Origin of the sequence: Candidatus Lariskella endosymbiont of Hedychridium roseum (genome assembly GCF_964020185.1) — a bacterium.
In the GTDB taxonomy this organism is placed as follows: Bacteria; Pseudomonadota; Alphaproteobacteria; order Rickettsiales; family Midichloriaceae; genus Lariskella.
The window spans coordinates 214258-228943 of the sequence record NZ_OZ026538.1; the positions used below are offsets into that span (position 1 = coordinate 214258).

Below are 14686 nucleotides of genomic sequence, written 5' to 3' on the forward strand. Positions count from 1 at the left end.
TTTGAAGTCTAACTTCGTATGTATAATAAATACCAACTCTTCATTTATCTGCGGTATAACGAGCTCAACTTTGAGATTTGATGTGATATAACATTTTCAAAGTAACCTTTGCTTTTTTTACGATAAATTGTGGTATCTTATATTGATATATTTGTGGTGATTTTGATGTTAACTTGGCTTTGATGGGGGCTTACTGTGCTAGATTTTGAGTTTGATAAGATAGCGCTCGCTATTGCATTTGGTATATTTGCAGTCATTTTTAGCTGGAACGTTGGAAATATGCTATATATTCCTGAAAAAGAATTGAAAAAGCCTGGTTATATTGTAGCAATAAAAGAAGGCGGTGTGGATGCTGCAGGTCAAGCAAATAGCAATGAATTGCCTGAAGAGGTAGATATAGTAAAGATTATGGCAGATGCAGATTCAAAGTTGGGTGAAAATGTATTTAAGAAATGTGCTGTTTGTCATACAGATGCAAAGGATGCAAAAAATAAAATAGGACCAAATCTTTGGGGTATAGTGAACGCTAAGGTTGCGCATCGTCAAGATTTCGATTATTCTCCAGCAATGCAACAGCGAGGGCAGAGTGGAGCAAGTTGGACATATGAAGATCTATACAGATATCTGTATTCACCAAAAAAATATGTGCCAGGTACCAAGATGGCTTTCGCTGGAATAAAGGATGATAAGGAGAGGGCTGGGGTGATAATGTTTTTAAGACAGTTGTCAGATAATCCAGAACCTTTGCCATAAAAGTAGTATGAGGAAGGGCTAAAGAAGCATGAGAATGTTTAAAATTTTTAAATCTATAAGGTTATTTATCACATCTTCAATTTTTAACGTATTCTTTTGCGTATGGACTGTTGTAATTTGCTCTGCGCTTTCACCATTTGTTATTTTGGGAAGCGTGAAAGCCGCAGCTAAAGCTGGTTATTGGTGGGCTTGTGGAGTAATTTTTGTACTAAGATGGTTGTGTGGAATAAAAGTTGTAGTCACTGGTGTAAAAAATTTGCCGCATACTAGACCATTCATCGTGGCTTCAAAACATCAATCAGCACTAGAAACAGTGTTTTTTATGCAATATTTCAAAGATCCAATATTCGTGCTTAAGAGAGAGCTTACTAGAATTCCAATATATGGATGGTATTTGAAAGCAATGAAAATGATCAGCATTGATAGATTTGGAGGAGCAGCAGCGCTCAAGAAGATGTTAAAAGAATCATCAGCTATGCTGAAATCTGGCAGAATTATCGTAATATTTCCAGAGGGGAGAAGAGTAAAAGTTGGAGAAGTTGCAGATATTCAATCAGGTATTCTTGCTATACATAATTCTTCTCCAAGCACACTTGTTGTCCCAGCCTTTTTAAATTCTGGCTTAAGGTGGCCAAAAGGTGGGTGGATAAAAAAACCTGGGTTTGTAACTATTCATTTTGCTGTACCATTTTCTAGACAAACTCGCAGCAAAGATGAGTTGATTGAATACATCTCAGAAAATATTAATTCTATGATATAAAATGAAGCTTGAGGTACAAGGCTGGTTAATGCTTGATAAACCAGAGGGGATTTCATCAGCTGCCGCGCTAAATAAGATAAAAAAGTTTGTTAAGCCAGATAAAATAGGACATGCTGGCACTCTAGATCCATTTGCTTCAGGTCTTCTTATGGTAGCCGTTGGGAAGGCGACTAAACTGATACAATATTCCATGGCACAAGAAAAAACTTATAAATTCAGTATTAAATGGGGGGTAAGCACAGATTCAATTGATCCGACAGGTAATATTGTAGCAACTTCTTGTGATAGGCCAAAAATCTCTCAAATCATTGAATTTATCTCGAGTAATCATGGGATGATATTGCAGGAGCCACCTATTTATTCAGCAATAAATATAAATGGTAGAAGAGCATATGATATCGCAAGAAGTGGGGTTGATTTTTCGATAGAAAGTAGGCCTGTTAATATTAAAGAGCTAAAGTTGCTTAGTCATACCAAAGAAGAGAGCGAGTTTTTTCTACGATGTGGAAAAGGATTTTATGTCAGGTCATTAGTTAGAGATATTGCAAAATATTGCTCAGTATATGGTTATACTTCTAAATTGCGCAGGACTAGTGTAGGAAATTTTACTGTAGAAAATGCAATTTCCGTTGACTACATATTGGAAAAGGTAAAATGTAGAGAAGATGTTGCGGCGCTACTTATCAAACCATATTCTGTGTTAGAAGGAATGAGTATATATATAGCAAGCCATGAAGAAATAAAACTAATTAGACATGGAAGAAAAATTCGTGCCAAAGCAGTAAATAGCATAGCTGAGAATTGTGAAGTAGCAGTTCATGATAACTTGAATGGAGAATTAATTGGAATTTGCATTCAAACAGGAGGGTATTTACATCCGAAAAAAATATTATCCACCTTGAATGCTGAAGCTTACCGAGAAATTTAAGCTTTCCTATTACAGTTTCAATTAGTCGCCTGCGTCATAACTCTAAGGAACATAGGATTTATCTTGGCCTGCAAGCAATTATTATGCATCAAAAGTCCTGCAAAAATGGCAAAATTATATATCCGAAAATTAGTGCAGGGCAGATCTAAAGGCTAATTTTTGCACATTCTTCCCTGACTAAGACTAACCAATGTCAACATTCTTGTTGTCGGTCAAGAGTGCATTCCCTAAATTTGAGTATGCATTAACTTGTGGTGCTTATAATGGATGAAGAGCTATGTTATCACAAGGTGCAGAGCGATTAGATAAAACACTGGTTGCCAGTTGTGATGCAAAAAGTCATATTGCTTGAAATTTTGGCATTAGCAGAGAAACTCTTTATCAAGATTTAAGAAAATAAGACTGTTTCCTTAAAGAGCTTTTTAAAGGCACCAATTTTGAAAAATATGATGAATATACGAAGTGGTTTATTTTTGTTCAACTGCATCCAACATTTTCATTCCAACTGTATGATATCCGCTATCTACATGTAAGACTTCACCTGTTACTCCAGAACTCATATCGCTTAGTAGATATACAGCACTTGAACCTATATCTTCGATTGTCACATTCCTGCGCATTGGTGCGTTTTGTTCATTCCAATTTAGTACTTGTCTAAAATCTGAAATTCCAGAGGCAGCTAAGGTGCGAATTGGGCCAGCTGAAATTGCATTGACTCGTATTTGCTTGTGTCCAAGGTCCATTGCTATATATCGAATGCTGGCTTCAAGTGCTGCTTTAGCTACTCCCATAACATTATAATTAGGTATAGCTTTTTCTGCTCCATAATAACTCATAGTGAGTATAGAGCCACCATTTTGCATAAGTTCAGCTCCTTCTTTTGCAATAGCAGTCAAAGAATAACATGAGATATTCATGGTGTTTAAGAAATTGTCTCTAGAGGTGTCAACATATCTCCCTTGAAGTTCTGCTTTATCTGAAAAAGCGATTGCATGTACAATAAAATCAATTGTTCCCCAGCTAGATTTTATCTCTGCAAATACGTCATGAATAGAGTCGTTTTGCGAGACATCGCAAGGCAAGACTATCGTTGATTTGACCTGCTCTGCGAGAGGACGAACACGTTTTTCCATGACATCACCTTGGTATGTAAACGCAAGATCTGCTCCGTTTTCAAAACAAGACTTTGCAATACCCCAGGCAATAGATTTATCATTTGCAACTCCCATTATAAGGCCTTGTTTGCCTTTTAAAATACCATAAGCGCTCATTATATTTTTTACCTTTTGAACTACAATTTGCAAAAATAGCGTACAGGTCATCAAGATGAACCTTGCAAGCAAAAACATTATTTATACTTTAGGTTTAGCGTGCTTTTGTTAATAGCAAAGCAGTACATGTCATTAATTAAGTTGCATTTTTATGTGCTGTTGGAACTTAACTTTCATATTGATAAAGAAACATGACTAGATAAGTCAGATAACTTTTATATCGCAATATGTCAATACAGTAATGAATTAATAGCATTACTGATTATTTTTTTATATTATTTAACAACCTTAGGAACGGCAAAACAACCATATTTTGCATCAGGTGCGTTTGAAATTATCTTGTGCAAAATATCAAGTTGTTGCGCAGTGTCATCTCTTACTGTGAGCGTATTTGAAATGGTATTCACAAGTGGTTCTATACCCTCAACATCCACTTCATTTAACTTTTGAGCCATTTTGAATATACTACTCAATTCTCTTTGGTAAGAAACAGCTTCATCATGAGAAAGCGTTATGTGTACCAATTTAGCAATTTTATTTACGTCTTCTAAAGTTATAGTCATATGTTCTATATAATTATATTTATGAGAATTTTAAAATTTGTAGTTGATGAAATCATAAAGTGCTGTTCAAATTATTTACATTGCAAATACAAGAGACATATCAACTTGCAAATGAATCATACAATTAGTTAGTCTGCCTGTGAAAATCAATTTGCTGCGCAAATAAATTTTTGCGGAAAGTGAAATTTTTAGCAACTTTACCACTTTTTCTGCTGAACTTTCGATACATCATAATTGCTTGCATGCCAAGATAAATACTGCGCTTCTTAGCATTATGACGCAGGCGATTAGTCAACCTCCTGTATTTCCATTGCTTCATGACTAAATTCTAGTCTTTTTTATTGTTTATAATATTATAGTGCCAATATTCACAACTTTTGGTATAATTCGTAAAAGCAAGATTATAAATACAAACGACAATAGTATACTAAATGATATTACAGCAGAAGTAGGAAATAAGTTTTGATGTCCATAATAACTTGCAAGCTGCAAGAAGAACGAGCATATCAATAGCCGCATTCCTATTAATAATGCTGTAATCTTACTCTTATCATTTTTGTGCAAAGACATTGCTGCTGGGTAAAGCATATTTACTAAAAAAGCAACTCCTATAGAGCAAGGTATGAACGAACCTGTTACAAAAAACGGATTATAAGATTCGAATATTCCAACTAACAGAATAATAACGCAGGTAATGAGGCTGCAGATACATCCAAAATTGAAACATGCCTTGCGTCCAAACTTTTTGATAAATACTCCACTAAATAAGCTAGGAATAGCAAATGCAAGAGCTAAAGACCCTTGATATATACCAAAAGTTTCTAATGAAACTGTCATCCTATCCATATAGAGCAGTGGTGCCATTCCTATAAAGACCCAATAAGGTGCTGTAGCAAACCATATAACAAGTCCTATTAACCAAAAATTTTTTGATAATATACAAGAAATATATGAACGGTAAAATGATGATTTAACTACATTTTGTAAACTAGGTTTTATATAGTAAAGTGCAAGTATTAAACAAAGCACTCCACAAATTAATAGAGCTATAAAGTTGGCACGCCAAGAGAATAATAAAGATATATAACTACCAGCTATAGGTGCAAATGACATTGCAATAGCACATGTTCCATGAATCAAACCAAAAAGGTGGACTTGCTTGTCTTCTGGATAATCATCTGCGATTAATACTGGGATGAGTATAGAAGGAGCAGAAATTCCTATACCTTGCAAAGCTCTTCCAAGCAAAAGAAAATCATATGTAAATGGAAATACACATAAGAGACTTCCTAACACAAAAAGTGATATGCCACATACCATCACATGTTTTCTTGGATAGCGATCACCAAGCCATCCAACTAATATTGCGCCAATACAGTAGCTTATAAAGTTTATACTTAGCGCCATTTGTGTTTCGAATGTTGAAATATCAAAGAAACGCTGCATTTCTGGAAAGCTTGGTATAAAAAGGTCTAACTCTATGCCTGTTAATATTGAGACTAGAATAAAAGTAAAAAGCTTCATAATGACATTTTCTGCCCTACATTATATTTTATTTACTTGCAAAATACGTTAAAGTACCAAGGCTGAAACGTATTTTGAGTACAACATTACAATTCACGGCTATCCTATACCATAACTTTTAATTATGCTACCGCATATCATATACCAACCATCAATCAAAACAAAAAAAACAAGTTTGAATGGTAAGGCTATCATAGCAGGTGGTACCATCATCATACCCATTGCCATTAAAACAGATGCAATCAACATATCAATAATCAAAAATGGCAAGAATATCAGGAACCCTATTTCAAATGCACGTTTTAGCTCGCTTATCATAAATGCTGGAATTAGAACATGAAATGGAATTTCATCATTTGAGACATTGTCTAACTTTGCTATATCTAGAAAAAGTTGTCTTTCCTTATTTCCTGTATTTTGTAGCATAAAACTATGAAATGGTTTGGCTATACTTGCAAATGCTTGTTCTTCTCCTATTGAGTTATTCATAAGTGGCAGCAAGCCATCTTCATAAGACTTAGTGAATGTTGGTGCCATTATAAAAAAAGTAAGAAAAAGCGCAAGGCTAATCAGTACAATATTTGGAGGAGTTTGTTGCAGACCAAGTGCGCTACGTACGAAAGATAATACTATTGCTATACGTGTAAAAGAGGTGACCATGATTAAGATTGATGGAGCTAAGCTCAAAATCGTCAGTATGCCGATCAACTGTATAATCTTAGAGGTGAAAACAGTGGATCCATCCTTATGACTATCAATTCCAAGATCTATAGTAATTCCTTCAGCAAATGCGGTGCATTCAAAGCAGAATAGTAATATTAAAAAAAGTAATATAACGTTTCTCATACCAACTCATCAACTAAAATATAGCAGGGGTTAATAGAGAGTTGGGGATATCTGCTTTACCTCTTTCTCTGTTTCCTCTGCTGCGCTTTCTATTATATCGACAACTATATCATTATTGCCTAGCAACAGCACATACGATTTGTTGTTATAATCTACTATAAGTAGCTTTTTCTTAATATCAATATTCAATACTTCTTTGACGTGTAATTTTTGCTCTTTAGTAATGCGCCATAGATTAACCTTTCTTATTTTTTGGAGGAAGATGGCTAAAATTCCTATCAAGGCTAAAACTAAAATTAATGCTATTAAAATTTGCATATTAAACAATATATTAATACCTTGTTAAAAGTTGATATTTTGGCTGTTATAAGTAATTTTATGAATTTAAAATTGAACTGTATATAAGTTGATTTATATAATCTTTGGTTATAAATAAGCTTGCATCTTAATAAAACAAGTTCCTAGTTAAATATTTACAATACAGCTGTACAAAAATCACTAAATTAGAAGGGGCAATACAGAATATAATGAATTAACTTGTAATCACAAGATCATACATAAATTGGTTATTAAACCATGTACATTGTCTCTTTGCGTAATTTCTTGTTTTCCGCTGTGCTTTTTCTGCGGCTTCAGCCATAGAAAAAGAACCATTTATATAGCTGTGCAATTCTTCAAAGCCAAGAGCTTTAGGGTATCTTATATTAGTATAACACTTCAGTACACTTTCAACTTCGGCGACAGCGCCATTCTTCAGCATTTGAATAAAACGCTCGTCACATCTTTTATATATAATATCTCTTGGAGGATTAACAAAGATCATAAAATGAGGAAGATTTGCATCTATTCTACAAACCTTATTGCTTTTACATTGCCAAGTAGAAAGTGGAATGCCAGTTTCTTCAAAAACTTCAAGTCCTCTGACTATGCGTTGTATATCATTACTATGTATTCTTCCTGCAAGAATTGGATCATGTAGCGAAAGGAGAGCATGAAGGCCTTGTGGTGTGTTGCAATTTACTAAATAGTTGACTCTTGATTTTGCTTCTTGAGAAATATTAGGTATTTTTGCTATGCCAAAGAGTAGTGTCTTAATATAAAGACCTGTTCCTCCAACTATAATCGGTATCTTCCGGCTTTCTAAGCATTTTTTTATTTCATCTTCAATAAGTTGTAGCCAAATTGCAACAGATGACTTTTCAGTGCAGTTAATTACACCATATAGTCTATGTTGTTGAGAAATGGTATGTTGTAACGTAGGTTGAGCAGTGAGTATTGGGATTTCCTTATAAAGCTGCATAGAATCTGCATTGATTATAACTCCATCAAGCTTAGATGCTATCTCAAGAGCAATCGAAGATTTACCAGTTGCAGTCGCGCCGCATACAAAAATCATGCTATCTCTTGGTAGATCAGATATGAAACTGAAATCCATAAAACACCTACACGACCTAAATTGGAGGCCGAGGTCAGAATTGAACTGACGTATAACGGATTTGCAATCCGTTGCATTACCACTTTGCTACTCGGCCTAAATAACGACGTCGAGAGATGCATGCTATCATATAAGATATATCTGGGCAAATACTTTTTCCGTCCTAAGAATGTGTCTATGTATTGAAAGCAGAGTACTTGAGCATATGGTTAATTGCTTTTATCACGGATAGACTCAAAACATGATTTTTATGCTTATTTTGATGTTATATGTGTTGCAAAACAGCAACTATAGCACTGATGAAGGTAGTGCCAACTAATCAGGAATAGCATTTTTAGATTTAATAAAATTCCTTACTTCCCTGCTGTCATAGTCCTTGCCTGTTACAACAAACTTAATTTTTTCCCAAGGTTAATCTTGCCATAACTCTTCTACTGCATTACAACACTAGACCTATTTCGAAACTCTACTTATGACAAGAATTTGTGCGTCGATTTTGTGTTCGCAGCTCCTCATGTATACCAAATATACTCTTGTCTTGCCGTATCTAAATCTTCTACTACTTTTTTGCCAGAAGCTAGTTTCGAAAGAGGTCTACTGCCTTTGGTTAGGAAATAGCTTGTAATTTATGTAGTTATATGTGATATGGTTAAGACCCTCGCCTTTAGGCGAACACTTTAGTATTAGTTATCTAGGAAATGTGCTAAGGGAGGACGAATGGAATATAGGAGATGATCCCACAGCCTATATGACCTAAAGTATCATATAGTATTTTGTACTAAGTATAGGTATAGAGTTTTAACTGGGCAAGTTGCGATTAGAACTAGGGAAGTAATCCGAGAAATATGTGCTGCTAATTACATAAATATAATTAGTGGCAGTATGAGTCCTGATCACGTACATATATTAGCATTGGTTCCGCCTAGTATATCAATATCTAAAGCTGTGCAATATATTAAAGGTATAAGTAGTCGTAAGTTGCTACAGGAATTTGCACTGCTCCGTAAGCGGTATTGTGGACAACATCTTTGGGCCAGAGGGTATTTTGTTGTGACAGTTGGCAATGTGAATTCAGAAGAAGTGCAAAAATATATAGAACAGCATGAGGAACATCACAAAAAAGATGATTTTAGAATATCAGAGTTTTAGCGTTTACGCTTTTAATCTGCTTTGCAAGCGTTACACAAACTACCGCGCTTTAGCCGGTAGTAATTGATAGATTTATCCAACATTATAATAGAAAACAGTAAACTATCTGATATTCATTCAATTCAATATGGAAGCAATTTTAAAATTGCCGTGCCACTCAATTTAAACTTGGTAAATTCTTATCATTCTGTTGTAACAAATAGTACAATCTCATTTCCTAATCATGATGAGACCATACAATTAGTATATGCTCATCAACCAATATTCAACGCATCAAGGTTTATGGATATTACTGCTGTAGGTCTGGGTACTACACTGCAGCAAGAATTTTCAAACGAACCCTCAAAAGCTATACAACAGCACTATAGTATCTACAAAGAGCCTATTCAACACCATTGGCATAATGACTTATATTCAATGGGTGCGTATTCAGGATATTCAACTTCAATCTTCAACTTCAATCTCAAAAAAACTTGATAATATTACATACCATAACGGTGTATGTTATAAAACGATATTTTTGCCCATTCAAGATTCTATATTTTTTGTTGGTGAACATGCAACTATTCTAGAATGTATAGGCACTATGGAAGCTGCTGTTGAATCAGGCGAACGTATAGCGCAAGCTATTATAACGAAATATAGAACGAAATATAGAAAGTGATTCTATAATCATTTTCATAACTATCAATACAGATTGAATTTTTTCTATGGCTGCCATGTCAAAGCCCTGTGATAAAAGGTTTTTTGCAGCATGCATGCTACTCTGCCACGCCTTGAATAAAGCTCTGCTCTCTTAATTCATCTGCTATTGTTTATTGTTGCAGTTTTCTCTTCTCCGCCTTCAAACATGTTGGTAAAATTAGTACTGTCTTTCAATTCTCCTTTTTCAATTTTATGATCTATATCTGCATCTCTTTTGATCATAGTATTCATATTGAGAGTACCTTGATGCACCTGCCAATAGTGCATACCAAATAAACCTGCAAGCACTACCTATCATACCACACATTAGGCTAATAGTCCCTAAATCTCCTACTATATATCCGCTGATGGAAGTAGATAATATTGCTATTATTGTAGCAACTATAAACGACTTACCATTAGTTCTGAATCTTAAAAACCCTACGATTAATGGTACGATCGTCAGTGGAAGCCAGAAATTGTCAGTAAACCAAAGTAGCTCCAAAACATCCTTTCCTATACTAGCTAGTAAAATAGCTATAATAGACGCAATACAAGTAGCAATACGTGCAATTCTTAATTCATTTTTTTCATTTAATCTAGGAAATAACTGTTTTATCACATCATGGGCAAATAAAATCCCAGTGGTATTCAACCAGGAATCAGCTGTTGACATTATAGTAGCAAGCAAGCCTGCTAAAATTATACCGAGCACTCCAACTGTGGCATAATGATTAATGAAGTAGTATAATGCCTCATTGTGATCAGTATCAGGCGACTTTATTTTTATAATCAATCCAAGAATACAAACTATAATTATGAAGAAAAAATGAATTGCAGGAATTATCTTCATTACCTTAGTAATTTGTTTGGTAGTACTAGCAATTAGAAATCTCTGCAGATATGGGCCACCATTTACTGGTAATAAACCATAAAAAATAAGGCTACAAAACAACAGAACATTGTCCCTATTGATGTCTAGTACCATCATTTCATGTGGCAGAGCATACATAATCCCTTGATATCCACCAACATCATGGTATGCAAAAGAGCAAAGTATTGGTATTGCAATTATCACAACAGCAAACTGAAATACATCTGTGAGCGCGACAGCTCTTATCCCTCCAAGTGCAGAATATATAGTAGTTATTGCCATACCAAAACACATTCCATATATTTTTGGTATATGAAGAAAATACTGAAATATATAACCTAAAGCTAATGATTGTATTGATATCATTCCAATCGACAGTAGTATCGACGCAACATTCGTCACCCACATGCCTGCTGAACCATATAGTTGAAACATAATACCACTGATAGATATATGGCCATGAAATTGGCTTATATTCCTAGCAAAGATCCAAGATGTAATGAGCCAAAATAAAGGTGAAACTAGTTTAGCTATAACAAAGAAAATTCCAAGCATGTACACCTTACCTGTTGTCCCAATGATTTCCGGCGCACCGATGAAAGTCATAAAGATAGTAGATACTAAGATGATGTCAGAAAATCTACCTGAGCCCAGTGTATAATCTCTTAAGGAGTGAATTTGTTTAGCTCTGTAAAATCCTGATAATACACATAATGTAAGATAAGAAATAATAGACCTCTTGCATAACCTCATTCTGAGGTAGAAATTCTTATAGAGTAGATTTTTGCAAAACGTCACCAAACAATGATCCACGTGAGTGTTTTTATGTTTTAGTGACAATCAAATCACAGTTTGGAACAGGTTATGCAAGAGGTCTAATGATTATGAGATCTATTGTATGCACGCTTTTCTGGTTTTGGGTTTTAATTCTGCAAGATCTATTTTACCTAGTGTGCTTTTTTTCAAATCGCTCTTTAGCAGTTCTCTTATAGTACGTATCTGCCTTCAAGCAGATATCATCATTACTGGGAGATTGTTTTATATATCCAATCAATTGCTTTCTGCATTTCTCATTTTATTCCTAAGAAAGCGCTCTATCGTAGAAACTGTTTTTGACTACCTAAAAAAACAAACTACAACTAGAACATTCAAGGCATAGGTCACCAGTTAATGCTTTTATTCATATAATTGCTACTTTAATTACTTATCAATTAAAGGCTCAAAAACCATCTATTGCTAATACATACCATATCGCTAATCCATAATTCAGGTTTGGAGAATATGATTTCTCAGATGAAAAACTCAAAGATACAGCCGGGATCCCACTTCCAAAAATTCAGCATAATCATCATGGCGAAAAAATACTGATAGATGTTTGCTAAATTTCTATTGCTAGATATGTACCATTATGGAATTTGACCCAATATACTGCTGTTTCTACGACTTGCAAGTATTTTTTCTGACATAGATCCTGGTTGCTTTTCTAATTCCACTGTTTTACTTAAAATCTTCTCCTTATCTTGCTTTAAATAGCTCATATACATTTCACTCATTTTCAAAAAATCAGATATCCTAGCATGAATATCAAGCTCACTTACTTGAGCTTGCTTCTTTTGTTCTAATGTTTGTCGAACTTGTTTCGCGTCACTCTGCAGTATAGTATCTAGCTCATCTTTCTCTATACTTAGCTGCTCATTACTGAGTACTTTTTCTCTACTTAATGCACTAGCTGCAACAACATCTCTTAAGTTTTTATAACGGTCTATCTTTTGCTCTAGATATTGTCGACCTTCATTGCCCAAAGAGGTTAATTCTGCCGAATAATGTTCGATTTTTTGCTGTAAAGCAGAGTGAATAATACCTCTGCCTCTTTTATCTATATCTATCAATTTCTGTGTATCGTGCTGAACAAAAATAGAGCGAAGTAGCTCAAAAAATAGCTCAAATATAGTCGGATAAATACCAAGTTCTTCTTTTATGTCTTTAGCATCAATCTTGGTAGCTTCTATATGTTTTGCTAAAGAGTCATATGCTTGTGTAATCTTTAACTTATGCATCTGATTATTAGATGCTTGAGTGAAAAATTTCTTTACTCGTTCTCTATCAGCTTGAATAGTATCATCATCGATACTTTTAATGCTTGCTGATGATAAATGCTGGTATTGAGTACTAACCAGCTCTGCTTCTTTGAAGCGCGTAAGTAACTTTGAGATATCCTCTTTCCTTTCTCCATTTACTTCTTCTTTTTTTAATTCATCAAAGAAAATCAACATACCAGAACTATATTTTGAATACACATCGTGTGTTATACTTCTGATCTCATCGGGCATACTATCATTGCCCATTATCTGTTGGTAAACTTTGTGAAAATTCTGAGCAGACTCCAATTTCTCTTTTATAGTATCAAGAGACATATCTGCAACGGCTAGTGTTGACATATCTAAAGCAATATATAGTTGTTTCAATGTATGGTTGTTTAATTACATTATGTATAATTCTTTAATAAATTGCTAGTGCTAGAAAATTATATTGTAACACCAGCTTAAAACATAAGGAATTTATATATCATATGAGTTTAGGAACTTTTAATGGATAGTGATTTTATCATCCAAGTTGTCTGCTCAGCTTGAAATTGTACAGCGAATGTAAATCCTGCTTTTTTCAAAGCTTTAATTGCCGCCTTATTGGCCACAAGAAGGATCAATAAGGCAATAATCGAAGTGTAACAGACGCAAACACCTGCTTGCCAAATTCATTCAAGATGTATGGCCCAATGCCTTGATGCAGATAATTGACTTCCACTATAAATAAATCCACCCCGCATACAGAATCTGTAATTTTGTTGGAGCCAAGCAACTTCCATGTGTAAAATCACGGATATTATAGGCTTGGATATAACCTATTTTGCCTTATCCATGATAATAACAATATGAGTATATTTTTGTATTTGAATGATTCGAAATGACTAGTTTATGCATACGCTTACTAAATTTCTTTTTCACAAAATACATCGTATAGACAATATCTCGGTCCCACCACTTTTTGACATGAGGGGGACTCAAGCCATTTTAGCAGTAATGTGAAATCTGACTCACTTAAAGGCTCAAATGTGATATTCACTATTACTCTTCTTAAGTTTTACTCTATATCTACGTTGTTTGCCCTACTTGTTTTCTTGCTTCAGTTTCATTAAATCAGCTCTAGATATGCCGGTTACACGTTCCATTGTTTCAGTGTCAAAACTCTGTAATAAAAGGTTGCCTGCAACTTCCATTAGTCCTTTTTCAATACCTTCATTTTTACTTTTTTTTATATCTATGATAAAATTCCTAGTTTGTAATTGATCATATATTAGACCTCTTGCATAACCTGTTCCAAACTGTGATTTGATTGTCACTAAAACATAAAAACACTCACGTGGATCATTGTTTGGTGACGTTTTGCAAAAATCTACTCTATAAGAATTTCTACCTCAGAATGAGGTTATGCAAGAGGTCTATTGTTATAACTTGCTTTTCCTCATCTTTAAATCTGTGCATATCATACTTACTTTCTTTGGACTCTGCTTGTGCGATCTTGTCGTATATCTCTATATCTTCCGTAAATTTTGCCTGCTGCGTGCTAATATTCAGAGTACCTTGATATAATACCAATAGTGCATACCAAATAAACCTATAGCGCTACCTGACATACCGCATAAAAATTATGCAGCATGCAAGTTACACTAAGGTTGGGAGTTAGTGATTCAGCCGTGATGGTTAATGTTACAAAGGTTGATCTATTACTCTGGAGTATAAAAGTTGATTATTTCCATGTGGTATATTTGGTTTAATGTTTCTTAAAAAAATTCATAATCTTAAATTTATTAAATTGTATTTTTGTCAGGTAAAATTTGATAT

At 34.3% G+C, this 14686-nt stretch carries 12 protein-coding genes, 1 tRNA gene and 1 pseudogene; 4 read left to right on the top strand and 10 right to left on the bottom strand.

The genetic code is table 11. The features are described from left to right. The first annotated feature begins 195 nt into the window (after positions 1 to 195). From AACK98_RS01095 to truB, 3 genes are all read left to right on the top strand, one after another. Positions 196 to 753: a cytochrome c family protein gene (locus tag AACK98_RS01095; protein ID WP_339041643.1), complete on the top strand. Its 558-nt coding sequence runs from the start codon at positions 196 to 198 to the stop codon at positions 751 to 753. A gap of 154 nt (positions 754 to 907) precedes the next feature. Continuing rightward, on the top strand, positions 908 to 1513 hold the full coding sequence (locus AACK98_RS01100; protein WP_339042495.1) for a lysophospholipid acyltransferase family protein: 606 nt from the start codon (positions 908 to 910) through the stop codon (positions 1511 to 1513). Position 1514: 1 nt separating this feature from the next. Then, positions 1515 to 2441, top strand: a complete 927-nt coding sequence (gene truB, locus AACK98_RS01105; protein ID WP_339041645.1) for a tRNA pseudouridine(55) synthase TruB — start codon at positions 1515 to 1517, stop codon at positions 2439 to 2441. Positions 2442 to 2908: 467 nt separating this feature from the next. On the opposite strand, the gene fabI is transcribed toward truB, so the two are convergent. The 7 genes from fabI to AACK98_RS01140 form a co-directional block, all read right to left on the bottom strand. Then, the gene (gene fabI / locus AACK98_RS01110) at positions 2909 to 3712 is read right to left on the bottom strand and encodes an enoyl-ACP reductase FabI (protein ID WP_339042497.1); all 804 of its coding nucleotides are present in this window, start codon (positions 3710 to 3712) and stop codon (positions 2909 to 2911) included. Positions 3713 to 3987: 275 nt separating this feature from the next. Continuing rightward, a complete protein-coding gene (gene gatC / locus AACK98_RS01115) occupies positions 3988 to 4275 on the bottom strand; it encodes an Asp-tRNA(Asn)/Glu-tRNA(Gln) amidotransferase subunit GatC (protein ID WP_339041647.1) in 288 nt (95 codons plus the stop codon). A 345-nt stretch (positions 4276 to 4620) separates the two neighbouring features. Further along, the gene (locus tag AACK98_RS01120; RefSeq protein ID WP_339041649.1) at positions 4621 to 5799 is read right to left on the bottom strand and encodes an MFS transporter; all 1179 of its coding nucleotides are present in this window, start codon (positions 5797 to 5799) and stop codon (positions 4621 to 4623) included. A gap of 99 nt (positions 5800 to 5898) precedes the next feature. Beyond that, positions 5899 to 6645, bottom strand: coding sequence for a flagellar type III secretion system pore protein FliP (gene fliP / locus AACK98_RS01125; RefSeq protein ID WP_339041651.1), 747 nt, complete (start codon positions 6643 to 6645; stop codon positions 5899 to 5901). Positions 6646 to 6675: 30 nt separating this feature from the next. Beyond that, positions 6676 to 6963: a hypothetical protein gene (locus AACK98_RS01130; protein ID WP_339041653.1), complete on the bottom strand. Its 288-nt coding sequence runs from the start codon at positions 6961 to 6963 to the stop codon at positions 6676 to 6678. Positions 6964 to 7177: 214 nt separating this feature from the next. Beyond that, positions 7178 to 8080, bottom strand: coding sequence for a tRNA (adenosine(37)-N6)-dimethylallyltransferase MiaA (gene miaA / locus AACK98_RS01135; RefSeq protein WP_339041655.1), 903 nt, complete (start codon positions 8078 to 8080; stop codon positions 7178 to 7180). Between the two features lie 22 nt (positions 8081 to 8102). Beyond that, positions 8103 to 8177, bottom strand: a tRNA-Cys gene (locus AACK98_RS01140). 650 nt (positions 8178 to 8827) lie between these two features. Here AACK98_RS01140 and tnpA point away from each other — a divergent pair. After that, a pseudogene (tnpA, locus tag AACK98_RS01145) lies at positions 8828 to 9229 on the top strand (IS200/IS605 family transposase); the annotation flags it as partial. An 895-nt stretch (positions 9230 to 10124) separates the two neighbouring features. Here tnpA and AACK98_RS01150 read toward each other — a convergent pair. The 3 genes from AACK98_RS01150 to AACK98_RS01160 all read right to left on the bottom strand — a co-directional run bounded on the left by AACK98_RS01150 (position 10125) and on the right by AACK98_RS01160 (position 14184). After that, positions 10125 to 11540 (bottom strand): sodium:solute symporter family protein, encoded by a 1416-nt coding sequence (locus tag AACK98_RS01150; protein ID WP_339041657.1) that lies wholly within the window; start codon positions 11538 to 11540, stop codon positions 10125 to 10127. A 653-nt stretch (positions 11541 to 12193) separates the two neighbouring features. Next, entirely contained in the window at positions 12194 to 13252 is a 1059-nt protein-coding gene (locus AACK98_RS01155) for a hypothetical protein (protein WP_339041659.1), read from the bottom strand. A gap of 698 nt (positions 13253 to 13950) precedes the next feature. Continuing rightward, positions 13951 to 14184, bottom strand: a complete 234-nt coding sequence (locus tag AACK98_RS01160) for a hypothetical protein (protein WP_339041661.1) — start codon at positions 14182 to 14184, stop codon at positions 13951 to 13953. Between the last annotated feature and the right edge of the window lie 502 nt (positions 14185 to 14686).